Here is a 24,649-nt window from a genome sequence, read left to right as displayed (position 1 = left end):
AACACCTCTTTACCGTTTATTAGGGGGAACGATAAAGAGGAGGTTCTTCGAAATAGAACCTTAAATGGGTTCTTTTTTATGAAGGTAAAAGAGGCTCTATCGGTCGGCCATTTTCAGGCAGTTCGGCATTGAAATACGCACACGCAGTGGCACCAACATCGGATAGGGTTGCTCGCTCACCTAGGTTCACCGCCTTAAGATCCTTTCTATACGCTAGCAGTGGAACTTGTTCTCTGGTGTGTTTTGTATGGCCAATGAATGGATCGTTCCCGTGATCGGCCATCACAATCAACACATCGTCGTCGCCCATTTGTTCAATCACTTCGCCTAACCCTCGGTCTGCTTTCTCAAGGACCTTCCAGTATTGTTTCGGATCCTGTTGATGTCCAGCGAGATCCGTTTCCTGAATATTGGCGCAGAAAAAGCCTGTCTGCGCTATCGACAGATCATGGTTGAGCAAGCGAAACACTTCATTGGTATCAACAATTGAGGTGTACGATTGGCCGTCAGGGTTTTGAACAATATCGGCGACTTTCCCATACAGCCATGTCTTTATATCTCGGCTTTGAAGTTTCCAAGGTGCTTGTGTCTTAGCCTCAACACCATAGCCTAGATGCGCCACTTTGAAGCCTTCGTCGTACGCACCGCTGTCTGGCGAATTCACACCGATGTAAGTTGGAATGCCGTCCTCATTGAGCTTGGTTTCTATGGCGCGATACACGCGAGACATCGCTTCACGCGCCGTTGGCTCTTCAGTCATGGCATCATGCGGTGGGCTTGCATTGGTTTTTGCTGAATTGGTTTTTGCTGCATCGTCTACTCGAATGTTCCCACCGAAAGCGATGTTCCGGCTGACAGGGTTTGACTCTCTCACCACCGCGGCGATTTCAAGCAACGCTTCGAATGAAATCAGATTGAAATTACACGTTAAGTTATAAACCTGACCTAAATCAGCCTCTAAATTATCACCAATCACAATGCCTTCATTGACAACTAATACTGACAATTCATCAACGGTATATCTTACGACCTGATAGCCTTTAGCCAATAACTGAGATTCAATTTTCGGTAGTGCAACCTGAAACGGCTGAGTAAGAGGCGGCTTGGGCAGTGTGCCCATGATTTCTTGATGTCCCATAAAGGTATCTCCACCTTCATGAGCCAAATTAGCTAGGCCAACGTTCGCTGACGGGCTTTCCAACATCGATGTTGCTTGGCTTCTCACGACATTCTGCAGCCCAAGCATTTCAAGCACCGGTAACCGCTTTAGAGGGAAATGGTCGAGCAGCTTTCTTGCTGTATTTGAACCGCAATCTTGAGGACGAACTTCCGCCACATCTGGCATTTCACCAATACCAAAGCCATCCAATACCACCACAATAAATCTAGACATGTTGTACCTCATTACCAAGAGGATCGTAGACAGACACCAATCGAGGATTCCCCGTTGAGACCCCTTCAACCAGTGCCACATCACTTCGAGTGACAAAGACCTGCGTTCGATAAGCCATAATAAGCGGCGCACCAATGGGATAATGCCCCGGAATTCGAAGGTGGTAATCAATACTGTCGGTCTCGTCGTTATAGACGGAAACCCGCTTGCCGATGTTCTCTAAGTAGACATTGGCACTTTCTAAAAGCCCACGACGATAAAAGCCCCCGCCAAAACAGTAACTGCTTTCCAAATACTGGTGAGAGATTTCACTCAAGTAGAGCATCGCCATGCGTTCTGTTTGTGCTTTCACCGCATTTGCCGGTGTTGTTCCCGTTAAGCCATGCCCAGGCTCTCCGTGTGTACAGCCAAATTCCGCCAACATTGGGATGGTTTCTGAATTGGTCGACGAAGGCGCATTGACCTGATGGCAAGGAATGCCCAGTGCATTTAAACCTTTTTTTGCCTCTAACAACGTTGTTAGGTTTGGCGTGGGTTGTACCATTCCCCTTTTCTCGTCAAATAGGAAACAAGGAAAATGCGTCACGCCCTCAATGTAAACGCCTGGCATGGCCTGAATGGCTTGGGTCACCTCTTCTAGCCGAACAATATCAAAGCCTGACTCTTGATTCACATAGAGCTTGTCACGTCGATGGTAGAACTTTAAAAGCAGCGCCTGTTTGCGCCCTGCATTAACCGCTGCGTCCGATATTTGTTGCGCTTTTTCAAGGCTATAAACCGTCATCACATGCGGTTTGATATCCGCTACTATCGACTGAACCATATTAACGGGCGGCTGAACCAGATGGCCAATGTTTGAAATTGGTAGGCCATGTTTCGCCATAACCCGCGCTTCTTTGTAGTCAACGCAGACGACGCCCTCATACCCACACTCTTCAACCAACAACTTAGCGATAGCTGGATTTCGCCCAATCTGCTTTGTCATCGCGTATAAGCATATACCGTATTCGTCTGCCGTTCGTTTCATTGAGCGTGCATTCGCCACAAGTTGATCGACGTCGATCACTGTGGTGTCGGGCAATAATTTACCCTGTTTAAATAATGCTAAAGTGGCTTCAATTAAACTGGGATTTTGCTGTTCTAATGCGTCTAAAAACATGGTCTCCCCTTTTTTAGGCATGAGCTGACCCAGCACATCATTTCTGATGCGCTGACTTAATCGTGATTTCGTTATTTAAAATTAAGCTCGATATAAGCGAGTGTTCAGCTCAATACCTATTTATTTCATGACTTATCTAGTTGTTTCTCTAATTACAGTTGCTTTTCTAATCACGGTTGCTTCTTTCATTACTTTTTAATTAATAAAAGTGGTTGTGATTGATTACATCGCAAATAAGCCGAATACATAAAGAACGTTCAAAATGATTCCGGTTAATATTGCCGCGACCGCTGGTGCCGCTATTTTCAATATTGGACGACCTAATACTTCGTTAAGGAAGTACAGCATCGCGAATATCGTAAAGCCTGTCGTTGCACCCATTTTCATTACCGCCAACACACCACCAATTAATAGCGCAAACTCCATTAAGGTGTTCATTGAGTTACGTATATTGTCTGAGGCATTTCTGATGGATGGAAACTGCTCAAGGAATCGACCAATCCCACGCAGCAAGAACACTTCCGCGCAAATGGTAATGGCACCCAATACCGCAGCGACCGGCATATTTGGCGACAAGTAACCCACAACGAAGACAAATGTCATACCCACTACGCCATACACACCCGTCGCTAGCGCCGTTGTTGCAATCAGCGGGATAAAACCAAGCCCTCGCATAAATTCAGACAAAGCCACTTGCTTCATTGCGGCGTCATGCGCTTCTGGATCGGTGATCTTATACGCTTCAGCCAATGAATAAATCGACACTTCTGAGCCTGCAAAAATACCGCCGTTCGATACAGCCGCAATGAGTGCACCCGTGACCGCTAGGAAAGGAAGATTCTTAACGATACGTTTGGTTCGTTCATCAAACAGTCCATGAAGGCCCGACATATCTGGCGCTTCAATACCGGCTTTGCGGTCAGCAAGATCTTTGCGCACAGCAAACAACACCAACATCATCATGCCCACAAAGATTTGAATGGATTCTGGGTAAATGCCTGTGAACTTCATGATCAGCAATCGAGAGAAAAGAATCACAACGGCAGCGACGGCCCCTGCTTTCCAACCAAACTGATAGAAAATGGCCAACAAAGGAAACAGTGCAAATGCCGACATCACTGGCGTTCCGAGTTCACCAAGCGCGCCTAGTGCATCAATTGGAAGGCCAGTTAATACCGCGTTAACTCCTGCCAATGAGGTCACCACCAGTATTCCCCAAAGACCACCCGCCAAGGCGGCTAAGATTCGGCTGCCTATCATAACGCCCAAAATATCGGTCGGTAAGAAGAGCAACCAAGGGTTCAATAGGCCCGTTGATAGCGTAAATGAAATACCCACTGACGCTACGAAACCAATGGACAGACCAAACGCGACCGATCCTGCGTCACGACGAGTCATATTGCCTTCCACAAGTTGCGGAAGAATTGGGCGAATTCCATCATGGAACACCGCCGCACTCATGTTGGCGATCAAGGCTGTCATCGCACACAAGGTGGCGACTAAGCCAATATGCATAATATCCATAGTGTGTTCCTACTTAGCTGCGAGTAAACGGGAAAGCATAGGCACCGCATGCTCAATGTGTTCAACAGACAGGCCAAAAGCAACGTAAGCGTCATCAATAAACTTAGTCACTTCCGCTTCTTTCGCCTGAATAGCCGGTTTCGCAATGGTACAACTTTGGTTAAAGCCGATTATCGCAATGGCCATGGCTAGTGCTCCACCCGCTCCGGTGTTACAACAGCCGATAAAGTAATCCATCTCACCCGATTTCACTTTCATGGCGGCATCCATATCCGTCAAGATATGACACTCAAAAGTATCAGGCACCGTTTCTTCTATCTGATCTCTGATTTGCTCTCTTTGCAAACCTGCGATAGCAATCTTTTTCATGTTATGTCCTTTTCATTATTGAGCGCTCGGCTCTTATCCAAAGAAGCGTGTAGGGTTAGCTTGTAACATGGTGCTAATTTGGTGGTCAGTAATCCCATGCTGTTTCAGCAAAGGAATAAATTCGTCTATCAGGTAACTAAACCCAAGCCCTCCGTTCGCCTTTAAATGAGAGCGGCGGGTAATGTCCATCGACAGCATAATCTGCTCGGCGTAGCCTCTTTCACACAGAATTCTCAATGACTCTGCGCGACGGGTATCTGGGTAATAGCTGTTTTTTCCAATGGTATCGAATTGCACATAACAGCCTTGGTCGAGCATCCAGATAATATCGTCTAGGTTATCGCGCAAATCACAGTGCCCAATAGTGACGTTTTGCATTGAAACACCACAGCTTTTCAGAAGCTCTATTTGCGCTTTACCCATCGTGCTCATCGACTGATGGGTAGAAATCGGTCGGCCCGTCTCTAAATGAGCAATAGAAGCGGCTTTAAATACCTTTTGTTCTGTGTCCGTAAATCCATTTTCGCTGCTGCCAATCTCACCAATCACCGACGCTTTTAGGCGTGAGCCATCGATCCCGTCCACAATCTCTTTGATCATGCCGTGGGCAATGTCTTCAACACTCATGGTGTAGAGCGAATCCGGAAAGAAGCCTTCTATGTAGTAACCCGTTGATAAAAGTACGTTTATACCCGTATCGTCAATTAAATTTTCAATAAAATGAGGATTTCTACCCATAAAAGAATTAGTGACTTCAACGATGTTGCGTACGCCACGTTGTTGAAGCGCTTTCATTTCGTCGCACAAAAATTGGTACTGATCCAATCGGCAATCGATGTCATTCTTCTGCGGTGACAGGTCGATATGTAAATGCTCGTGGCAGTAGGTGTAGCCTGTGCTGTCAATTATTTCGTTCATACCGACATCTCTTGTGATTTAGACAGTTGAAATAAGGCATAGGCATTCGCAATCAAAAAACCTTCCTCGTTCGTAGAGACGTGATTCAGATCCATCGCATTGAGCGTTTTTCGATGCAGCGCCAATACCGTGTCTGATTCGGGATCGTCGTAGATTTCGCTTAGAATATCCGCATCAAGGCCTTCCTCAATCTCTTCGCCCTGCCAAATGCGATCGGCCGCGCGCGATAAGTGCGTCAACGCCATTTGGTATTGTTCGTTATCATGTGACAGGCCAAGTTCGCTATCTAACAATCGCAGAGCATGTAGACAGTTATCGTGTGCTTTCTGGCTGATCACTTCCGCTTGCAGCAATAGTGCAAATCGTTGTTCCATAATTACCCTTTACCTTCTTTGTCTCTTGCAGTGTTGTCCCCTGCGGTGCCCGTGCCAAACACAGTCAGTAGCTTGGCGTAATATCACCCTTTACCACAGAGAGCTGATGTTCTCGTAACTGATTGGTGCGTAATAACGTTCTCAGCAAAATTGTGATATGGGAAGAAGCCCCATTCACCAGCATGACCGCTTCTGACGCATCACGACACGAGGGTGTATGGCTGAGTGATTTCTCGTCTAACCCATACTTATCCATGTCTATGGCTTCAGGTAACCACACCACAGCATCAATATCACCGTTGGTTAAGTGGGTTAAACTCTCTCCATAGTGGATCTCTACGATCTCGATATCTTTATCAGCAAACGCTTCGCTGGTTAAAATCTTTTGGTCAGGCGAGTCGGGATCAACCCCTACTCGGCGAATCTGGTCATAGCGTTCTTTTTTAAAAATAAGCCGATGTTCGTGAGAATAAGAGTGCGCCCCTAAATCAACGGCAGTCACCAGCCCATCAGCGAGTTCTTTTGCCGCGAGCTTAGACATGATGGCGATATCGTATGTGCCACTTCTCAAGCATTCTGCGCGAACACTCGCGCCTCGCATGTGAGCAAAATAGAGTGGAAGATCACCAATTTGTTGCTTCAATCCACTCGCTAGCCCTTCATAGTGCCTCGTATACGGCAATGGCATGGCACAAACCACGTTACTTAATCCTGCGCAAGAAACGAGCTCTCGATATTCCAACTCTGTAATGAACGTTCCGTTACGACCTTGTTTTGAAAGCCTAACCGCCCCACGGTGCTCAATCGTTGTCAGTGCTTTTTGAATCAAGCCAACCGAGATAGAAAATTCACTAGAGAGCGAATCAATCGTTCTAAGGCGGTCACCTTCTGCTGCAGTCATTAAGTATTGAGCCACGCTCATGATCGCAGAGCCTTCTTTGCTAATGTACTGTATGGTCATTTCTTTTTATCTTCATTATTTTGAATATATATTAAGGTCGATCTGATACAAATAAAAGTAATTAGCGGTTAGAACGTGACCAACCTCTATAAAAACACCTGACTCCTCCACACTTAATACCGTGAATAAAAGGTCAATGATTTCAAAATAGCTGAAACAAGATCACTTATTTTCTTCTTAGATTTGAATCAATCGCTAGAATATCAACACTTTACACTAATTTACAAGCGACCTACTTTTCTTTGAATAGGTTAAATAAGATACTAAACTTGTATAATCCTTACTTTTCTAATGGTGAACTAACATGACGACGACTTATAAAAAGCTATCCATACCCACCATTTTCTTACACTGGCTCACAGGGCTTTCATTCATTGGCGTTCTTGTTGTTGGTCTTATCATGACCGAGATGGAACGTGGCCCAGACAAATTTGAACTGATGGGGTACCACAAATCGATCGGCGTATTGATCCTTGTCGTCGCCATCATTCGTATCGCGTGGCGTTTAAAAGAAGGGACTTTGTCCTCTTTGGGAACCAGTCCAGCATGGCAAGAGAAAATCGCCCATGCTGTTCATGGCCTTCTATTACTGGCTACCTTAGCCATGCCAATATCTGGCGCGGTAATGACTGCGGCGGGCGGGCGCGCCGTTGATGTGTTTGGTATGGTGATCATCAGTGAAGGTGAAAAAGTGGAATGGCTACAAGAGATTGGCGGTTTCATCCACCACTCAGCGGTTAATATCATTATCGCGGTTCTTGTCTTACACGTGTTGGGGGCCATCAAACATCAGGTAATTGACAAAGATGGAACGATTAGCCGAATGTTGGGTAGATAAATAGATAGCAACATTAAAAAAGCCCCAAGACACGATTGTCGTATTGGGGCCATTACCTAACACAAATTAGTTAACGTAAATCAGTTAACGCAAATTACTTAACTCAACGTTATCCGTTAACGTCTAAAGCTCAATTCGAAAAACAGACGTCGTGCCACTCACTTCATTGCCAACCGCGATATAGTGCTGGCCTTGTCGCGTGAAATATTTAATCGATTCAGGGCCTAAGTCACCCGCCTTCGGATTGTAAGTGCCGTTATCGCAGTCTCCGTCATCCACCACCGTGCACACTGGTTCATCAAAATGACGGTTGTTAACGTAAGTGATAAACAGCGCCTGTGAAGGAACAGACACATCGTAAACCATGATGCCACCATGACGCTCTAGACCGATGAATGCGTAGTGGCGACCATTAATTTCTGCCACTTCAATCGCTTCAGGCTCGACGCCTTTGTCATCGCTTCGGTCATCAGCAGAGCTGTTATTGTCATTGCTGCTATTGAAGTTGTCTTTCTCTTTCATCAGTACAATGCTTGCGAATTCGTCACCACTGTCGTAAACACGCTCACCTGACTCACTCCAGATCGTGAAAGAGCGTGCACCGAACGCCTGAACTTTCTCATCAGCGGCTAGCGTGCCCGCAGGCTTAATGACTTTCAAGCGCGCGAGTTGTTTGTTGTCCTTTAGCGCGCTGGCGAGTGGGTGATTCACATCCACTTTTAGTTTCTTACCGCGAACTTCATCCAGATACGCGATACAAAAATCTTCATTCGATGCGTAATCTGCAGCGCTTTGCTCTTCATCGCCATCCCATTTGTAGCCTAGTTCATCACATTGTTTTTGCGTGGCATCAAATCCATATTCACGGCCATCACCTTCGTTAGCCGTCAGGATATAAGTCTTTCCGTCCACAGAATAACTAACGATACTATCTGGCATGTAAAGGCCTTCAAGCATTGAGTAACGTTGTAGATTTCCGACTATTTTGTCTTTATTCGATGCGTCTAACTGAGAATCTTCCCAAGACTTTCCACCCAAACCATAAATCGCATCAACACTGGCTGACGCCACATCAATCGCCGCTAGCGCATTGTTTTCTTGAAGCGCGACATAGATTTTTCCGTTGTCACCGAACGTCAGGTATTCCGGCTCTAAGTCTTGTGCAACGCTCGCTTTAGGGTGAGAAATACGAACATCTTCGCTAAGCTCTGAATGGCGAGATTGGCCGCGATTAAAAGCTTTAAAATCAATTTGTGTCACGGATGCATTCATAGGACCGTTATAAAGATCAACTAAAGTGACTGAGCCTTCTGGGTCGACAGAGTAATCAGAATTCGGTTCACCTTCATTGGCGGAAGCGATGTAGCGACCATCTTTTGAAAAACTGACCATATCTGGCAGAGCGCCTGCTGCAAACGTTGCGATCAGTTCTAACGTATCTGAGCGATACAACGCGATGATGCCATTTTCTTGTTTATTGGCGTTCTCTATTGCAACAGCGACTAACCCTTGGTGCGCTGAAACACTGTTTGCTGCGCCAATCGAAATCCCAGCTTTTCCTTCAGCAGAAGTAAGATCAATTTGCCCAGACGCTTGCGGTTTGCCTGCACTATCTAACGAAAGCACATCGATAGTTTTACCCTGTGCATTGACGACATAGAGCTTGTCGGTACAGGTATCGTAACTGACAATTTCGGCTGCAGAGGTATCGAATGGCGCATCGGCGATTGATGTGCCAACAAGACTTAATCCGCTAATCGACATTTCGGTCGATTCAGGGGTTTGAATATTTTGGCACTGGATACCAAACGCTTCGATGGCCGAAAATGGCGTCTCTGCTTGGGTTGAATTCTTCGATGCGCACCCGACTAAGGTAGCGATGGATACAGTGAGTGTCGTTAGGGCTAGTGTGCGGTTCATATTTCCTCCTTGAGTAACTAACCCGCTGACAATAAATACAATTTGTTACAATCATATGTCTAAATTGAATGTTTACTTCATCAATCGCTAGGCAATATTTAACCAGCACCCTCGCTGTGTATCACTTTACTCCTGCTCACAAAGACCTCGCTGATGCCAGAAACACGACATGAAGGTTTCATTGAGACGTCTTATCTCACCTCTGTACTGAAGAAACATCAGCAACTCGCCAATTTATACGGTGAATAGTGACAAAGGTTGAAAAAAGGCAGAGGGCTTCGGAGTGGCTGAACTATAAATTATGATTCGTCACTTTCTGCATCAGTAATAACAAGGTAGGTAGAATACAAGAATCGTGACAAAGCCGTTTGGGGTTCCATTTTCTGACGTTCTGCATCCATACCAAAACCACAATCAGTGTGTTCTCTATGAATGGTGACTGACTCGGATTGAGATCGGACGAAAAAAGAGTGATTGATGAATATGGCTAGGCCCACTCCCAGCACTAAGAAAAGCGTCACTCCCACTTTTAAAGCTCTACGGTTCCATTTGATACTCACCCACTATTTCCTTATAAGTTGCTAGCGCTAAATCAATCTTACCATTATAGATCGTCGTTTTGTCACCTAGCCATAACCATCTCAAAGCCATCGAAAAAGACATAAGTAACCGCAAAAAAAAGTATGCGGTACAGAAAACATACGGTACAAGAAAATAAATGAAACAAAAAGGCGACCCTGAGGCCGCCTTTGATGTCTCTTGATTAACGCTTACTTAGTGACGGTTACGTCTTGGAACTGTGGCGCAACACCGTAAATTGCCGTTGAAGTGTACTCAACTTTTGAGAAGTCAATTTTGTCTAGGTCTACTTTACGGATCTGTTGGTTATCAGCCGTGCGGAAGTAGTAATCTTTGTTTGCGATGTCAACTACGTTACCGTAACCAATCATTTGTGGCTCTGGAGAAACCCACTCCCAGTACATGGTTCCTGGAACAATTTCCATGTCGTTAAGCACTGAGAAGGCACGCGCTAAACCGTTGTCGCGCATATCGCCCGCTTTTTTGTTTTGGTCCATTGCCGACAGTGACGTAGCAATGCGAGTGAAACGGCCGTCTGAACCTGAATTACGTTTGTTAAAGGTATCAATAGTTTCGCTTGTACGTGCGTTTACTTCTTTGATAGCGGCTTCGGCAAGTTCAGCTTGAACTGGGTAAGCAGGATCGTTTGTCATTGTACCTAGGTCGTTTTCGTAAATCGTTGGGAAGCCAGTGCCATCAACGTATTCCACTACGATTGCGCGGTCGTTATCACGGATTGCGAAGTGCATACCAACCGTTAGGTCGTGAGCCACTTTGATAGTCGTGGTTTCCACTTTCGTTTTCTTCAACATTTCAACCGCGTCATCAACGGACTCAGCATTGGCTAGAACAAGACCGACAACTTCTAGGTAGTTAACGTCGCCTTCGCCTTCAGCCGCGTATTTAGATTCAATCAGAGCAAGAGACTCAATGTTCACACCATGCTCATTCAAGCCTGAAGAGATCCACTCAGTCTCACCGTGACGCATACCGATGAAACCAACATCGCCAGACTGACCGTTAATTTCGTAACCTTGAGGCACTGTGATGAGATGCTCTTGCATGAAATCAGGTGCTTCCATTGTACGTGCAACGTAAGCATTGCCATCCATTTCGAAGGTTGCGTAAGAACAAGCGTTTGCTGCTTGGATAGCGCCAAAAGTTGTTGCTGCCATTGTTAGAGCTAATAGTGTTTTTTTCATCTTGATGTCCTGTTGTAAGTGCAGCCGACGCTTTTTGTTCATCGCTTGCTTGTCTTTGATGGAGCTATTATGTCTACAAAAACCAGAGACAAAAACTCACATGATGCATCTTTTGGTTGTCTATGGCACTATGAGGCCAGATAACTAAAGAAGGTCGTCGTTTTGAATTTTTCTCTCGCGCAGTTAGAAGCGTTTTCTGCAACGTATGAATATGGCAGCTTCAAAGCGGCGGCTGAACGCTTGAATAAGCAACGGCAAGTGGTCACTAAATTGGTTTGCACGATGGAAGAGAGTTGCAACGTCCAATTGTTTACTCGTAAAACTCGACATTTACAACCAACTGACGCTGCTCACAAGCTCATCCCTTTTATTAACCGAGCATTATTCGACAGCGGTAAAATACACAGTACCATCCAACGTTTTGAGCTAAAGCCCGCAACACGACTCAGCCTAGGCATTGACAATATGCTGATTTGCAATGAGTTGATGGCTTGCTACCAAAACCTATTGGCTGAATTTCCAGAACTGCAATTAGATATCCGCACTGGCAGTACGACCGAAGTATTTGAATGGTTAATTAATAAAGACGTGGAGTTAGCCTTGCGCTTCTACCCATTTTCAGAGGAAGCTGAAGTTATCAAAGTGATGGCGTTTAACTTCGAAATGGTCAACGCCACTTCCTCTCAATTAGTTAACCCTGGATCGGTGCTATCTGATGAAGATATCGCCCATATGACTCAGATTGTGCCCAAGTTTGTGTATCATTATCATCACCAAAAACGGCACATTTTTAGCGATAGAAAAATCATATCGAATAATATCCAACAAACAATTTCGATGCTGGAAGCTGGCATGGGTTGGGCAATCGTCCCTAAGTTTATGGTAGAGGAGAAACTGGCCAATGAAACATTGTCTAGCGTAACGATTGAAGGTTCATCGCCGATCTATTGGTCTGCAGAATTGATTTATTTGAGTGAAGAAGAGCTAAGTCTCGCGGGTGATTTGTTCATACAAAACGTACAAGATATTGTTATTTAACCAATATCTTGTTTAGGATGTTAAAAACTTAGAAGGATAAACCTCGTCTATTTTTGAGCAATCAATAAATCAGCCAACCTTTGCTGAGCTGCGTGAAGACACCATGGCATTAATTAAACCAACGCTCAACCCTATGATTCACAAAGACGGTGAGGTTGCCCCGCAGCGCCTCAATGACAACCTAAAAACAACGGTGAAAGCGTTTGACGGAAAACATGTCCAAATCAGTGGTTACCTAGTGCCATTAGAGACTACCGAAGAAGGTATCGTGACACTTTTACTTGCACCTTATGCTGGAGCGTGTATCCATGTTCCACCACCACCACCCAATCAACTCATCTATATTGAGCTGAAAGCGGGGCAAACTATACCTTGGGAGCTTTATAATCAAGCCATTAGCATTACTGGTAATATCAGTATTGAGAGCATTGATGGCGAACTGGCCTCTACAGGATACAGCATCAAACAAGGTGATTTTAAAGCCTTCTAATACCGCAGTAACAATAGTGATCCGCAGTAAAACACCAAAGATTGGTTAGGGCTAAGTGGTTAGAGACAATTAGATTTGTTCTAGTGTCTGGATTTGCTGAATAAAAATACCACCGGCTGAGGAGAGCTTATCATCGCTTTGATACACCACTTCAGCGTTCCATACGATAGGAACTGAGCCCTCGACAGAGAATTCAACCAGTGATTGCTCTTTCAATTTATTACGGATGTTAAATTCTGGCACCATTGCCCACCCCATGCCAGCCTCAACCATCTCTAGTGTGTTTTGCAAGTCGTTTGATGTAATGATGTTATCACTCATCACATGGCCTATTTCCAAGCCATAGTGAAAGACAAATTTGGCGACTATTTGGGTAAGACTCGTCAATTCAGATTGAGAAATGATTGAACCTGAACGAATTGCCTTTGGGCTAGCAATAGTTATCGTTTTAAAATTAAAAGCACTAACAGAAATCAAGTCATCTTGACTGTTGAAAGCGGATGCTCTTAAACCCATATCCGCTTCACCCGTTTCGACCCATGCGGCAATTTGCTCCGTATTTCCTGTCATTATCTCTAAGTCGATGGTTGGAATCTCATCCAAAATCGCTTTATAACATTTCGTCACTTCATTACTTATTAAGAAGTTGTCGACGGCAAGCGTAAAACTGCTCGGCAATTCTTCTTCAAAGCTCTTCAACATGGTTGAGATTTGATTTGAATCGGACAAGACTCTTTTCGCGAGCTTATAGAGTTTCTTCGCTTCGTCTGTTGCTTCTAATCGACGTATATGCCTGACGAAAAGTAGCACGTCGCAATTGTCTTCAAGGCTTGATACTAATTTGGCAACGGCCTGACTACGCTTTCCCGATTGGATAGCAGCGTCTTTAAAACTTCCAGTTTCATAAGTAAGAACAAAGGCTTGCAGTTGAGCGAGTGAGAAATCCATGAGTACCCTCCAGTGAGTCACGCATATTATAAACTACTTTTAGTTGTATAATTGTGCTTCATAACATCATTATTTGAGTGCATCATGACTCCATCAAGCAATGTTGCTCATCGATAGCATGAGTTTACAAGCTCAACAGAATAAACGAGTCTACTATGAAAAAATCAATCATCGCACTCGCATTAGCCGCACAAACGAGCTACCAATGGGAACAGACGGGAAATTAGGTGTCGTTCCTCGTGGTCATGAGTTCCGTGATGCAACATACGTTAACTTGTTAGCTAAGTAAGAGCTACACATAGAAAAAGCCAGCGATATGCTGGCTTTTTCGAATCAGGTGGAAATTACAGTCGGTTGGATCAGGTTAACTGTTGGCGATGACTGCCTGATAACGACCTGGCTTGTGGTTCATAGCAAGAATTAGGTTTGTTGCAATGGCGCCGAGCACCGACAATAAAATCAGTTCAATATTCACTATGAACAGCGACATGATCACGATAGTGCAATCAAGGCCCATTTGCACTTTGCCCGCTCTGATCCCAAATCGCTCTTGAAGATAAAGGGCCAAAATATTGAAGCCACCTAGGCTCATCTTATGTCTAAAAATCACCAGCATGCCCATCCCAATCAATCCGCCACCAAGCAGCGCGGCGTACAATGGCTCGATATGTGCGATCTGAATGACATGGTAAAGGTGGTCAACAGCAAATGAGACGATACTCACGGCAATGAAGGTGTTAATTGAAAAGCGCCACCCCATACGAGTGACCGACAAAATGTAAAATGGAAGATTGAGCACAAAGAAAACCTGACCGAATGAGAAATCAGACACTTTCGTAATGAAGATAGACAGCCCTGCGGTTCCGCCTGTTAAAAGCCCAACCTGATTGAAGAAAATCACGCCCAATGACACCAATGCGCTTCCTAGTATTAAGGCCAGCAAGTTCTCTCGAAGACTATGATCTTTATCCATGATTTAAACATCCTTATCGTAATTGCATTCATCCAGACTTCAATACGCGATAGGGTCATGCCCAACAATGAAGTCGCTCAACACATAAGCTGAGAGCATTCAATAGCACGCGTTGAAGCCGCATAAGATGACGTTAAACGAATAGGATGTCGATAATCAGTAAGAGATTGCCTCTTCAAGAGGTGTTAATAAATTTATACAGTCGGAGCCAGAAAACACGCTCTCTGGTGACAAGCCTGTTCTATTTCTCGAGGAACTTGCCAATCCAATCTACGACAACATCATTATCTGATGGGTGATTGACGAGGCTTTGGTTCGCAGCGTCAACCGTTGGGGTGGGAATGATGTCGGAGAATAAGGCGAGCAGTGCCTGTTCAAAGTCTTTACTGAATTCAGGGTGAAACTGGCAGGTGAAAATCACGTCGTCATAAACGAGCGCTGCGTTTTTACAAAACGATGAAGTCATGACTCTTTTTGCACTTGCTGGCGCCTGTGTCACCTGATCTTGATGAAATGCAGGCAATCTCACGCATTGTGTCTCTGGCTCATTTTGCCAATGATACTCGTGTAAACCCACGCCCCAACCTTGAGGGTGTTTTTCGACTGTTCCGCCAAGCGCCTTAGCAATGAGCTGATGACCAAAGCAGATCCCGATCATTCGAACTCGTTTGCTTGCGACCTCTTGAATAAATCGCTCGAGTTTTAGCATCCAAGGTAACTCGTCATTCGCACTTCTCACCGAGCCTGTGATTATCCAAGCGTCCATGGACAAAACATCATCTGGAAATTCGTCATCTTTCACATTGAAATGTGTAAACGACGCTTGCGGCAAGCGAACGGGGAACATCTGCTCCATCATCTGTGCGAAACTTGGAAACTTACCACTCAGTTGAACTGGGGTATCCCCAGCAATCAAAATCCCTACTTTCATGACACAATCTCCTTCGCTTGATATTCAATGACACTTCTATCATCAAACAGGGCGTTCACCAACTTTAAAATAAAAATGTGTCTTACTGATACGATGTTCTAAGTACTGCCTCACCCGTGCCTACAACATGGCGCAGCATTAATATCGTGTTCTAATACTTCAAAGACTAAAAACAGAAAAGCACCCGATAAACAGGTGCTTTGCAATAATTTATTAGCTTCAATGATGGCTTCACTAGTGTGTAAAAAAACCATGCACTGGATACACAATGCTAGTGAATCCAATTAGCTTGCGAGGCATACTGGGTAGTGGACCATATTAGCTTGTGAACTGCATTAGCTAGTGGACCAAGTTATTTGGTCACTTCCTCGTACGCCCAATCTAACCACGGCAACAGAGTTTCAATGTTGCTGGTTTCAACCGTTGCGCCGGCCCAAATACGTAAGCCAGACGGGGCATCTTTATAGGCACCAATATCGTAAGCGACAGATTCACTGTCCAGTAACTTAATGATGGCTTTTACCTGTTCGCTGCTCACGTCGAGCGTCAAACAAACACTGGTGTTCGAACGTTCATTATCGTTTTTTGCTAAAAAGTGGATCCAGTCTCGTGCTTCGACATAACTAACCAGTACCGCTAAATTGGCTTCCGATTTTTCGATCGCGGCGTCGACACCACCAATGTCTTCAATCCAACCTAAAGCATCCAGGTAATCCGCGACACACAGCATTGAAGGTGTGTTAATGGTGGCGCCACTGAAAATGCCTTCAATCAATTTTCCATTGTTTGTCATGCGGAAAATCTTCGGTAGTGGCCAAGGCGGAGTATAAGATTCCAATCGAGCAACAGCACTTGGACTAAGCACAATCATGCCGTGAGCCCCTTCCCCACCCAACACTTTTTGCCAGCTAAATGTCACCACATCAAGCTTGTCCCATGGCATCTCCATCGCAAACACAGCAGAGGTCGCATCACAAATTGTGAGGCCCTCACGTTGTTCACTGATCCAATCGCCATTCGGTACTTTCACCCCTGAGGTTGTGCCGTTCCACGTGAAAAGCACGTCATTGTTGAAGTCCGCTTGAGAAAAGTCAGGAAGATCGCCGTATTCAGCCGCGTAAGAATTCACATTCTCTAATTTTAGTTGCTTTGTAATGTCGCCATACCAACCAGAACCGAAAGATTCCCAGTGAAAAACATCAACCGGACGTTCACCCAATGCTGACCACATGAACATCTCCATTGCACCTGTGTCAGAAGCGGGCACAATCCCCACGCGATAATCAGACGGAATGCCTAAGAGTTCTTTGGTTTTGTCGATGGACTCAGCGAGAGCCGCTTTTCCGATCTGGCTACGATGTGAACGGCCTAGTGTTGAAGTATCTAATTTGGAAATGTCGTAGCCTGGACGCTTGGCACAAGGCCCAGATGAGAAGTTTGGATTCAGCGGTTTAACTTGAGGTTTCATAAGCTCCCTGCCTATAAAATGAATGATGAATATCTATGCAAAATAATCTCAATAAACCATGCCTGATAGCAATAGCTAATGAAAAATAAACTTATTTCACTCTCATTAGACGATGCTGCACAGTAGGCAGGCTCAATTCAATAACTTGAGAGCGTTTCATTGTGTCTACCTGATGAAGCATGGCTTGGTTGTACCCTTTGGATTTCATCCATTGCAGCGGTTCATTGAAGCTGTCTTCATTGACAACAAATGACTCTCCCTTTTTCTCACCGGTATAAACATTCACGACCCAAAGACGAGATTGGAAATCCAGAACCTCTTTGAGTGCTTTTTGGAGTCTATTAAACATTGTATGCACTTAACCGTATCAACTAGCAAGCAACCAAACCGCGACACCCATCATCAAGGTCCCCGCAATTCGATTCATTAACCGTACATTTTCAGATTGTCCAAGCACACGCTTAAGCCCTTTACCGCCTGTCGCATACAAAGTCATACAGATGAACTCAAACAGCAAGATGATGGACACTAGAACAACCAACTGAGGCGTTAACGCCGCACTTTGATCAATGAATGGCGGCAATAAAGAGATCATGAACGCCCACCCTTTCGGGTTAGCAATGGCTGTCACGAATCCCTGAACGACCAAATCCCAGTCGCCTTGGGTCGACTGTTCTTGTTCGTCTAAGTTAATAGCCAACTTCCCTTTCGAGCGCCACATTTGGACACCCAAATAGAACAGGTAAGCCCCACCAATGGCTTTCAGTGCAACAAAAAGCCAAGGGTAATTGAGCATGACTGCCGCGATACCAAGCACCGCAGCAATGGCAACAAGACCCACACCCACGAGTTCACCAGCCATCATCCATAGGGTGCGACGATAGCCAATACTCATTCCTAGCGTTAAAGCCAGTGTCATGCACATGCCCGGAGTGATTGAGACAAAGAAAAAGGTTGGAATAAACATTCCCAGCAAAGCGGTATTCATTGAGCGAGGTCTTATTGATATTAGAATTATTTTCCGAGCATATCACTTTCTTCTCATTAGTCGAGAGGCTAAATATCAAGGGGGGGATTGATATCTAGCCGGCTCCCTTCGGTTAAGCTTTTACTAGCGATCTTTTTGCCTGAACCCACTTTTTCCAGTTGAGCGGCATCATAGGTACAACAATGAGTACAATGCCAATAACAGTCCAATAATCAGGAATTTCATCAAACCACATGACGCCAAACAGTGTGACAAACACCAGTCCTGAATATTCAGCAAGCGCTATCTTGCCTGCTTCAACGCGTTTGTACGCTAACACAACGAGAGCGTGGTAACCCAATACGAAAAGGTTGATCGCCATGATCCAACCAATGTGTTGCCAACTAATGGTTTCCCACTTTGGTAAGGCAAAAACCAGAGCAAGTGGCAGTGTCATCACTCCAGTCCAGAATAGCGTTGAAATTAATGTCTGCTCTTTGGGTAGTCGTCGAATAAGAATATTGCCCAACCCCATCGCTAGGGCACTTCCAAGACCCGCAATCGCGGCCCAATGAAAGTGCTCTGGACGAAGTACGACGAGTACCCCGAAAAAGCCAATGATCGTAGCGATGAGTTTGCCCATAGGCGGTTTTTCTCGTAACAAAACGACAGACAAAGGCAGCATTAACAACGGACCCACATAGAACATGGCATTCGCTGTGGCTAAAGGAAGATAAGTGATGGCGATCATCGCGCAGGCGCTTCCACCCAATATAAGTTGTGCGCGCCAAAAAGCGATTGCACAGCAGCCTTGTTTTCTCTCTTCTCGCTCTTGTCTAAGCCAGAAAGGGAGTAAAATTAGAGTGCTCAATAGTTGGCGAATAAAAACGTACTGAAAGGTAGGGACCTCTCCGTTGAGAATTTTCAATGAAACGTCAGAGAAAGAAGCAAGAAGGTTTGCAAGTACAAGCAGTGCAATTGCCTTGTTAGTGGTGTTCATGTAGATGGAGTCTTTCGTGATGAATTGCAGAATTGGGCGAATCACCCACCTTCCAGACAAATGCAATATTTAGAGCTCGTCCAATGGATTACTCTAGGCATTAAGCAGTCTCCATCCCGCTTCCACTTATCTGTTGATGGGCATTCTAATGGAATTGACCGTGATTAAAAGCAATAATCATACAATACAACAAAACGATTCATTCATGCGTGGTCGAAACCGATCGCTCTATTGCTGGCCCAGTCATTATTCCTCATCATTGTTAGCAGTATCTTTCAGCTCCTCTTTAATCAGTAGGAATTTGTTCTTGTTCTGAATAAACAATTCAACCAATGTAGGGTCAAAGAACTGCCCTGATTCCGACTCTATGTAGGAGAAAACTTCTTCAAGTGACCATGGCTCTTTGTACACTCGCTTCGAGCATAACGCATCAAAAATGTCAGCCAGCGCACAGATGCGACCGAAGATGGGTATTTGTTCCCCAGATAAACCATTAGGGTAGCCACTGCCATCCCATTTCTCGTGATGTGTTCCAGCGATGGTTGCGCCAGCATCTAAGAGCATTAGCCCCGAACCCGATAGCATTCTCTGCCCTTCGTAGGCATGGGATTGCATGATGACCCACTCATCAGCATCCAGTTTACCTGGCTTGTTGAGAATTCTATCTGGGGTACCGACTTTACCAATGTCATGTAACGGAGAGGCGAACAAGATCGTTTCACACTCCTCATCACTCAAGCCATACAAGCGAGCAAGCAACTCACAATATTTCGCGACTCTTTTTACGTGGTTTCCAGTGTCATTTGAACGATTTTCTACGACCTCCGTGAGGCGATAGATGACTTCTCGCTGAGACTGTTTCATTTGTTCATTCAAATCTATGTTCTTTAAACCAACCGCCAAGTTTTCAGCAAAAACATTGAGCAAATGTTTATCAAGCTGCAAAAGCGCGGTATCAGTGGCGATGTAGAACGCAACGGAGTGATTATCATTGTTGCAATATAAAAGGATCTCTTTCTCGTTGAAGACGGAGGTATTGGTCGACATGGCTTGATTAAGCAAATGTTGGAATGGCAGTTCGGCCAAATGCACAGATTGCTCTGGTACGTTTTCAAACACACCAGTGCCGCATATGGTCTGGACTCTCTGCTCAGTCAGATCGATCTCAAGGGTTTGAGAGCTGAAGTTAACCAAAATAGTGTCGTCAACATTGATTAGGTTGATGATCTGTTCTAACGCAGCCTTGGTAAAGGAAACAAAGCCCATTTTATCCATGATATTTTTGGTGGCTTTGACGACTTGCTCCATGCCGATTTTGCTGCGTTCTAAAATCATGATGTGCTGGTAGGCACGTAATGCCGTTAGGGTTGCAGTGTAAAGCTTTTGCGCAGTGAGTTCCGTCTTCGCTTTGTAATCATTGATGTCGTAATCTTTAATCACAGCTCGTTCTGGAGACTGCCCCGGTTGACCGGTTCTAAGAACAATACGAACATTAGGATCACCGTGTTCTTCACGTATCCATTTCGCCAGTTCTAGCCCTGCGTGCTCGGTTTCCATCACAACATCAAGCAGTACCATGGCAATATTGTCATGGTCTAGAAAAGCTTGCTTGCCTTCTTGCGCTGATTTCGCACTGATAAAATTGAGCGAACGATTGTCGAACTCAAACTTGTTCAGAGCCATCAGTGTTACACGATGAATCTCTTCTTCATCGTCGACTATTAATACATTCCAAGGCTTATGCACAACCTTGCTTTCAAGTTGTTGATCCGCTTCTTTTTGATCTTCTTTAGCAAAAAAATCATCGTTAAATAGATCATCGTCGCTCATTAATCCACCCCGACTGGCAACACGTCGTCAAATCGTTGTCCTTTATGGATAATTCGAACTGATTCAATTTGACCGCCCATTCCTTTATATAACGTTATAAAAAACAATTAGATACTACGTCAACCCTACTCTGAACTCGCAGTGGTAGAAAGTGACGTAAATCGTTTCACCACCTGCATTAATGAGAACGCTTCTTTTACAATACTAGCGTCTATTTCAGCATTACCTAAACTAGAAACTAAAAAAGCTTGAACCAAAATGTAACTGACAAAGAGAACAATGATTTAATCCAGCTTTTCTGAGTATGCATGAAACGTGAGAGAATGCTCTATGAAATCAATAAAAGTGAAGAGTCGACATTTATTTTTATAGTAAAAGTTGATCTCTAAGCGGCTGGAATATTCGCCGTGTTCTGTTAGATCACAAAACCGATGGCTTGTCGACGGAAGAGACAGGGATTTTCTATCGCGGGGTTACGGAGATTAAAAAATGAATCAGGAAGGCGCGGCCACTACCTCCCTACTTTTAAATCCGCTTTTAAGTCACTGTTCTAACTAGGTGCGCTGTTCGGCCTAGGTACACTTTATTTTAAGGCACTGTGTTATTTAAAAGTGCAGTGTTATTTAAAAGTACAGTGCTCTTTAAAGTCTCACTGCGAGTTAGCCTTTTATCAACGTAGACAAAGGCCAACTGAAGTGGGAGCAAAGGCTAAAGATCAGCCTAATACCGTCACACCGACTTCCGCTTCTTCAATCATCTCAGTCTCTAGACTTGCCTCATCCAGCCAGCGCTTCACAGCCAAACTCCCTAATACTCTTTGCTGATAAATCGCAGCACTTCCAGAAAGCAATACACCATAAGATTGGAAACGAAGCGCTGCAGGGGCAAACATGGCATCGGCTATCGACCATTCACCAAATAGCCAACCATCTGGGTTCTGAGCCATCTGAGTTGACCAGATATCATCAATGCGAGCGATCTCCTTTTTCACATCAGCCGTCAGTTCTAGCGTTCGCTTCGCTCTGCAGTTCATTGGCAGCTCATTTCTTAGTGCCATGAAACCTGAATGCATCTCTGCCGAGAGTGCCCTTGCCTTCGCTCTCTCATTGATCTCTTTAGGCCAGGCTCTACCATCCAAATAACGTTCATTAACATACTCTAGAATGGCCAGAGAGTCCCAGACCGTCACTTGACTGTCGACAAGTACAGGCACTTTCGCTGCCGGGTTGATATCAGCCAGTGCCTCGTAAAACTCTTCGGAAAACAGTTTTAGTTTCACTAGCTCAACATCGATGTCGAATTGGGTAAATATCACCCACGCTCTGAGTGACCAGCTCGAGTAATTTTGATTGCCTATGATAAGTTGCATGACTACCTCCGTGTCTTTTCAAATGATAGACATCCCTTTGAAAAGGAACGCCTGAATGAAGAACAAACAGAATAAGGGATTGTTTTATGAGCGACTAACAGATAGTTTTTGTACGACCTATAAATAAATATGATGGATTGCCAGATATATGGATATTGACGCGCTAAAGAGCTTTCTGGCTTTTAGTGATACCGGGAGCTTCACACGCGCTGCCAAGCAAATTAATCGCACACAATCCGCTTTTAGCGCACAAATGAAAAAGCTAGAAGAAGAGTTGAATGTACGTTTGTTTGAAAAGGAAGGGCGAAATCTCGTACTCAGTGAAGCGGGTTTGGCACTTCGAGCGCACGCAGAGGCGCTTGTCACCCTGCATACTAAAACGTTAAAGCAGGTTAAGCGTTATGAAGATAAGCGCCCACTGCGACTTGGCTGCCCTGAAGATTACAACGACAGCCTGTTGCCCGACGTTATCCAATTGTTGAAAGACTCAGAACCGACTTGCTCTATTCAGGTATTCAGTCAACCCAGCCCGACACTGCGTGAATGGCTTGATGAAGGTAAGCTGGATGCAGCCATCGTTACGCGCTCTCCAGCAAGCGAAGAAGGGTATTGGCTTGCCAAAGATCAAGGGGTTTGGATAGCACAACCCGATTATACGATTGACGAAAACCAACCTATTCCACTGGCTCTGTTTCAAACCGATTGCAATTACCACACCGCCGCTGTCGATGGGTTAATCAAGCAAGGCACACCGTACCAACTCTTAGCTTGCTGCAACACCGCATCGGCTCAGCGAGCCATCGTTAGGAAAGGCCTAGCGATTGGCGCAATGGGGAAAATCAGCGTCTCAGATGACCTCAAAATCTTAACTGACATGCCGCCTCTACCGAACGTAGACATTGTGCTGATCTTTGGGGCGTCGGCGCATCCATTGCTTGATAAGCAAGTTTTAACGAGACAGCGCTAGCTTTGAGCGGTAATAAGCTCGGTTAGCTTTCTAATTTGTGGAGCCTGTACGCAGCCATTGTCAGCCCCAGTGGGGTTAAAATAAATCGCCGACAGCCCGGCCTCAATGGCAGGTAAGATATCTTTCTCAGGCGTATCCCCGACCATAGTGACTTGCTCGGGGTTTAAATCAAGGTTTGCCAGTATGGCTCGATAAAAATCGGCCGTGCCTTTGGTAATACCTAGGTTACTAAGGCAAAAATACCCTGAAATATACTGATCCAGACCGACTCGTTGAAAGGCAACAACAATATCTTGTTCACTCGACTCTTTCGCACTCGTCGCGACATAAATTCTGTGTTCGGCAGATAAGTCTTCAAGCATTTCTTTCGCACCACTGACCGCTTCCACATGATGCCAATCGCACATCTTCCCTTCTGCGTCTGGGAAATCAACCATTAAGGTATCTCCCCAATCAAACAGATACGCTGCCACTGTTGAACTAGGTTCGGACATTGATTTTGGTTTACACATTGATTTTGTACTGCAAGTCATGGACCTAATCTCCTGTCACACCGCGAAAGCCCCAACAATGCGCCGGCTGTTCACTAATGGTGATCTCTATATCGATGGGTGTAATACCGACTTTGTTCTCGATGTTGTAAAACAAAGATTTGATTAACGACTTTTTCGTCTCTTTTTGACGCCCTTCCATTAAGTTGATTTCAATAACGGTGTACGCGTCACTTCTATCTGATGGGTAAAAGTAGTCGTCTTTATCGAGTGGTACAAAACGATGGGCTCGCTTTCCTTCCGGTAATCCGAGCGTTTGAGTCATGCTCAAATGAATCGCTTCTGAAAGATCTGCTTTGATGGGATTGAGATTTTCCTTAATTCCGTATACGACGATCATATTTGCTCCTTAACGCTCTATTTGGCGCTGTCTTCCATGACTTTGTATCTGCCGTCATTAATCACTTTAACTCACGACTTATCATAAAGGTAGAACATCACTTAGAAGTTAGATCACGATAGGAAATCAGGGGAAATCTATTTTGACTGAGTATGAAATTCTAGAGCAAGCTAAGAAACAAACAGCTTACCTTCAGTTTATACGCTCTACATTGATTGCTTCTTTTATAAAAGCTTGTATTGCATTTAGTCTTATGTTCGTTGATTAAGAGGGAAGTCCAATACTGCTCATAATTTTGTAGCTATGATTGTTTTAATTTTTTATAGCCAAGAAACCAAACAGCCAATATTGGTAAAATAATGAGAGTTCAAATACCGTGCAAAAATACTTCAGCTAGTATTGATAAAAAAGGACAACAACAGAAAAATCAGAGAAATAAACACAAGGAATTTAAGATTTTAAATATCGGACTTTTTCCAAGCCCAATAATGAAGAATTTAATTTAACTAGCAGTAGTATTTTGTCATCATCACCGAAGCC

Annotated in this window: 25 protein-coding genes; 4 read left to right on the top strand and 21 right to left on the bottom strand. The window is 44.7% G+C overall.

Features of this window, described 5'->3' with window-relative positions:
* Window positions 1-76: 76 nt before the first annotated feature.
* From BCU12_RS09505 to yhfZ, 7 genes are all read right to left on the bottom strand, one after another.
* The gene (locus BCU12_RS09505) at window positions 77-1,393 is read right to left on the bottom strand and encodes a phosphopentomutase (protein ID WP_102404081.1); all 1,317 of its coding nucleotides are present in this window, start codon (window positions 1,391-1,393) and stop codon (window positions 77-79) included.
* Window positions 1,386-2,552, bottom strand: a complete 1,167-nt coding sequence (locus BCU12_RS09500) for a YhfX family PLP-dependent enzyme (RefSeq protein WP_102404080.1) — start codon at window positions 2,550-2,552, stop codon at window positions 1,386-1,388. The genes BCU12_RS09505 and BCU12_RS09500 overlap by 8 nt, the downstream gene beginning before the upstream one ends.
* A gap of 222 nt (window positions 2,553-2,774) precedes the next feature.
* Entirely contained in the window at window positions 2,775-4,076 is a 1,302-nt protein-coding gene (locus tag BCU12_RS09495) for a YhfT family protein (RefSeq protein WP_102404079.1), read from the bottom strand.
* Between the two features lie 9 nt (window positions 4,077-4,085).
* Window positions 4,086-4,445 carry a DUF2620 domain-containing protein gene (locus tag BCU12_RS09490; RefSeq protein ID WP_102404078.1) on the bottom strand — a complete coding sequence of 120 codons (360 nt, stop codon included), beginning with the start codon at window positions 4,443-4,445 and terminating at the stop codon, window positions 4,086-4,088.
* A gap of 33 nt (window positions 4,446-4,478) precedes the next feature.
* Window positions 4,479-5,354: a phosphotriesterase-related protein gene (locus BCU12_RS09485; RefSeq protein WP_102404086.1), complete on the bottom strand. Its 876-nt coding sequence runs from the start codon at window positions 5,352-5,354 to the stop codon at window positions 4,479-4,481.
* Between the two features lie 5 nt (window positions 5,355-5,359).
* Window positions 5,360-5,737 (bottom strand): hypothetical protein, encoded by a 378-nt coding sequence (locus tag BCU12_RS09480; protein ID WP_102404077.1) that lies wholly within the window; start codon window positions 5,735-5,737, stop codon window positions 5,360-5,362.
* 64 nt (window positions 5,738-5,801) lie between these two features.
* Window positions 5,802-6,698: a GntR family transcriptional regulator YhfZ gene (yhfZ, locus tag BCU12_RS09475; RefSeq protein ID WP_102404076.1), complete on the bottom strand. Its 897-nt coding sequence runs from the start codon at window positions 6,696-6,698 to the stop codon at window positions 5,802-5,804.
* Between the two features lie 304 nt (window positions 6,699-7,002).
* On the opposite strand from yhfZ, the gene BCU12_RS09470 reads away from it, so the two are divergent.
* Window positions 7,003-7,536, top strand: a complete 534-nt coding sequence (locus BCU12_RS09470; RefSeq protein ID WP_102404075.1) for a cytochrome b — start codon at window positions 7,003-7,005, stop codon at window positions 7,534-7,536.
* A gap of 123 nt (window positions 7,537-7,659) precedes the next feature.
* On the opposite strand, the gene BCU12_RS09465 is transcribed toward BCU12_RS09470, so the two are convergent.
* The 3 genes from BCU12_RS09465 to BCU12_RS09455 form a co-directional block, all read right to left on the bottom strand.
* Window positions 7,660-9,456: a choice-of-anchor I family protein gene (locus BCU12_RS09465; protein ID WP_102404074.1), complete on the bottom strand. Its 1,797-nt coding sequence runs from the start codon at window positions 9,454-9,456 to the stop codon at window positions 7,660-7,662.
* 299 nt (window positions 9,457-9,755) lie between these two features.
* Entirely contained in the window at window positions 9,756-10,016 is a 261-nt protein-coding gene (locus BCU12_RS09460; protein WP_102404073.1) for a hypothetical protein, read from the bottom strand.
* A gap of 210 nt (window positions 10,017-10,226) precedes the next feature.
* Window positions 10,227-11,237, bottom strand: a complete 1,011-nt coding sequence (locus tag BCU12_RS09455) for a linear amide C-N hydrolase (RefSeq protein WP_157939869.1) — start codon at window positions 11,235-11,237, stop codon at window positions 10,227-10,229.
* 162 nt (window positions 11,238-11,399) lie between these two features.
* Here BCU12_RS09455 and BCU12_RS09450 point away from each other — a divergent pair, with 162 nt between their 5' ends.
* Window positions 11,400-12,275 carry a LysR family transcriptional regulator gene (locus BCU12_RS09450; protein WP_102404071.1) on the top strand — a complete coding sequence of 292 codons (876 nt, stop codon included), beginning with the start codon at window positions 11,400-11,402 and terminating at the stop codon, window positions 12,273-12,275.
* Window positions 12,276-12,378: 103 nt separating this feature from the next.
* A complete protein-coding gene (locus BCU12_RS09445; protein ID WP_102404070.1) occupies window positions 12,379-12,765 on the top strand; it encodes a DUF3299 domain-containing protein in 387 nt (128 codons plus the stop codon).
* Window positions 12,766-12,834: 69 nt separating this feature from the next.
* Here the strand turns inward: BCU12_RS09445 and BCU12_RS09440 are convergent, their stop codons facing one another.
* The 9 genes from BCU12_RS09440 to BCU12_RS09395 form a co-directional block, all read right to left on the bottom strand.
* Complete coding sequence (locus BCU12_RS09440; protein ID WP_102404069.1) at window positions 12,835-13,713, bottom strand: LysR family transcriptional regulator; 879 nt, start codon at window positions 13,711-13,713, stop codon at window positions 12,835-12,837.
* A 364-nt stretch (window positions 13,714-14,077) separates the two neighbouring features.
* Complete coding sequence (locus tag BCU12_RS09430) at window positions 14,078-14,686, bottom strand: YitT family protein (RefSeq protein WP_102404067.1); 609 nt, start codon at window positions 14,684-14,686, stop codon at window positions 14,078-14,080.
* Window positions 14,687-14,927: 241 nt separating this feature from the next.
* Window positions 14,928-15,617, bottom strand: a complete 690-nt coding sequence (locus BCU12_RS09425; RefSeq protein WP_102404066.1) for a hypothetical protein — start codon at window positions 15,615-15,617, stop codon at window positions 14,928-14,930.
* A 352-nt stretch (window positions 15,618-15,969) separates the two neighbouring features.
* Window positions 15,970-17,085, bottom strand: a complete 1,116-nt coding sequence (locus BCU12_RS09420) for a phosphoserine transaminase (RefSeq protein ID WP_102404065.1) — start codon at window positions 17,083-17,085, stop codon at window positions 15,970-15,972.
* Between the two features lie 91 nt (window positions 17,086-17,176).
* Window positions 17,177-17,443, bottom strand: a complete 267-nt coding sequence (locus BCU12_RS09415; protein ID WP_102404064.1) for a hypothetical protein — start codon at window positions 17,441-17,443, stop codon at window positions 17,177-17,179.
* A 9-nt stretch (window positions 17,444-17,452) separates the two neighbouring features.
* The gene (locus BCU12_RS09410; RefSeq protein ID WP_102404063.1) at window positions 17,453-18,073 is read right to left on the bottom strand and encodes a LysE family translocator; all 621 of its coding nucleotides are present in this window, start codon (window positions 18,071-18,073) and stop codon (window positions 17,453-17,455) included.
* 112 nt (window positions 18,074-18,185) lie between these two features.
* The gene (locus BCU12_RS09405) at window positions 18,186-19,052 is read right to left on the bottom strand and encodes a DMT family transporter (RefSeq protein ID WP_102404085.1); all 867 of its coding nucleotides are present in this window, start codon (window positions 19,050-19,052) and stop codon (window positions 18,186-18,188) included.
* A gap of 246 nt (window positions 19,053-19,298) precedes the next feature.
* Window positions 19,299-20,882 (bottom strand): HD domain-containing phosphohydrolase, encoded by a 1,584-nt coding sequence (locus BCU12_RS09400; protein ID WP_102404062.1) that lies wholly within the window; start codon window positions 20,880-20,882, stop codon window positions 19,299-19,301.
* Between the two features lie 715 nt (window positions 20,883-21,597).
* Window positions 21,598-22,251, bottom strand: coding sequence for a glutathione S-transferase family protein (locus BCU12_RS09395; RefSeq protein ID WP_102404061.1), 654 nt, complete (start codon window positions 22,249-22,251; stop codon window positions 21,598-21,600).
* Between the two features lie 148 nt (window positions 22,252-22,399).
* Here BCU12_RS09395 and BCU12_RS09390 point away from each other — a divergent pair, with 148 nt between their 5' ends.
* The gene (locus BCU12_RS09390) at window positions 22,400-23,218 is read left to right on the top strand and encodes a LysR family transcriptional regulator (RefSeq protein ID WP_102404060.1); all 819 of its coding nucleotides are present in this window, start codon (window positions 22,400-22,402) and stop codon (window positions 23,216-23,218) included.
* On the opposite strand, the gene BCU12_RS09385 is transcribed toward BCU12_RS09390, so the two are convergent.
* Window positions 23,215-23,712 (bottom strand): HAD family hydrolase, encoded by a 498-nt coding sequence (locus BCU12_RS09385; RefSeq protein WP_102404084.1) that lies wholly within the window; start codon window positions 23,710-23,712, stop codon window positions 23,215-23,217. The two genes, BCU12_RS09390 and BCU12_RS09385, sit on opposite strands and share 4 nt — an antisense overlap.
* Before the next feature lie 43 nt (window positions 23,713-23,755).
* The gene (locus tag BCU12_RS09380) at window positions 23,756-24,109 is read right to left on the bottom strand and encodes a tautomerase family protein (RefSeq protein ID WP_102404059.1); all 354 of its coding nucleotides are present in this window, start codon (window positions 24,107-24,109) and stop codon (window positions 23,756-23,758) included.
* Window positions 24,110-24,649: the final 540 nt, after the last annotated feature.

Source organism: Vibrio sp. 10N.261.55.A7 (assembly GCF_002877365.1).
Lineage (GTDB): Bacteria > Pseudomonadota > Gammaproteobacteria > Enterobacterales > Vibrionaceae > Vibrio.
The sequence above is the reverse complement of the archived record's forward strand: the minus strand, read 5'-3'. Positions and strand labels throughout refer to the sequence as shown.

Excerpts from the sequence above, each read along its gene's own strand:
- BCU12_RS09470 (WP_102404075.1), top strand. The coding sequence starts at position 7,003 with ATGACGACGACTTATAAAAAGCTATCCATACCCACCATTTTCTTACAC.
- BCU12_RS09505 (WP_102404081.1), bottom strand. The coding sequence starts at position 1,393 with ATGTCTAGATTTATTGTGGTGGTATTGGATGGCTTTGGTATTGGTGAA.
- BCU12_RS09445 (WP_102404070.1), top strand. The coding sequence starts at position 12,379 with ATGGCATTAATTAAACCAACGCTCAACCCTATGATTCACAAAGACGGT.
- BCU12_RS09390 (WP_102404060.1), top strand. The coding sequence starts at position 22,400 with ATGGATATTGACGCGCTAAAGAGCTTTCTGGCTTTTAGTGATACCGGG.
- BCU12_RS09455 (WP_157939869.1), bottom strand. The coding sequence starts at position 11,237 with ATGAAAAAAACACTATTAGCTCTAACAATGGCAGCAACAACTTTTGGC.
- BCU12_RS09495 (WP_102404079.1), bottom strand. The coding sequence starts at position 4,076 with ATGGATATTATGCATATTGGCTTAGTCGCCACCTTGTGTGCGATGACA.
- BCU12_RS09400 (WP_102404062.1), bottom strand. The coding sequence starts at position 20,882 with ATGAGCGACGATGATCTATTTAACGATGATTTTTTTGCTAAAGAAGAT.
- BCU12_RS09490 (WP_102404078.1), bottom strand. The coding sequence starts at position 4,445 with ATGAAAAAGATTGCTATCGCAGGTTTGCAAAGAGAGCAAATCAGAGAT.
- BCU12_RS09385 (WP_102404084.1), bottom strand. The coding sequence starts at position 23,712 with ATGTCCGAACCTAGTTCAACAGTGGCAGCGTATCTGTTTGATTGGGGA.
- yhfZ (WP_102404076.1), bottom strand. The coding sequence starts at position 6,698 with ATGACCATACAGTACATTAGCAAAGAAGGCTCTGCGATCATGAGCGTG.
- BCU12_RS09440 (WP_102404069.1), bottom strand. The coding sequence starts at position 13,713 with ATGGATTTCTCACTCGCTCAACTGCAAGCCTTTGTTCTTACTTATGAA.
- BCU12_RS09480 (WP_102404077.1), bottom strand. The coding sequence starts at position 5,737 with ATGGAACAACGATTTGCACTATTGCTGCAAGCGGAAGTGATCAGCCAG.
- BCU12_RS09425 (WP_102404066.1), bottom strand. The coding sequence starts at position 15,617 with ATGAAAGTAGGGATTTTGATTGCTGGGGATACCCCAGTTCAACTGAGT.
- BCU12_RS09420 (WP_102404065.1), bottom strand. The coding sequence starts at position 17,085 with ATGAAACCTCAAGTTAAACCGCTGAATCCAAACTTCTCATCTGGGCCT.
- BCU12_RS09465 (WP_102404074.1), bottom strand. The coding sequence starts at position 9,456 with ATGAACCGCACACTAGCCCTAACGACACTCACTGTATCCATCGCTACC.
- BCU12_RS09395 (WP_102404061.1), bottom strand. The coding sequence starts at position 22,251 with ATGCAACTTATCATAGGCAATCAAAATTACTCGAGCTGGTCACTCAGA.
- BCU12_RS09405 (WP_102404085.1), bottom strand. The coding sequence starts at position 19,052 with ATGAACACCACTAACAAGGCAATTGCACTGCTTGTACTTGCAAACCTT.
- BCU12_RS09430 (WP_102404067.1), bottom strand. The coding sequence starts at position 14,686 with ATGGATAAAGATCATAGTCTTCGAGAGAACTTGCTGGCCTTAATACTA.
- BCU12_RS09410 (WP_102404063.1), bottom strand. The coding sequence starts at position 18,073 with ATGAATACCGCTTTGCTGGGAATGTTTATTCCAACCTTTTTCTTTGTC.
- BCU12_RS09380 (WP_102404059.1), bottom strand. The coding sequence starts at position 24,109 with ATGATCGTCGTATACGGAATTAAGGAAAATCTCAATCCCATCAAAGCA.
- BCU12_RS09500 (WP_102404080.1), bottom strand. The coding sequence starts at position 2,552 with ATGTTTTTAGACGCATTAGAACAGCAAAATCCCAGTTTAATTGAAGCC.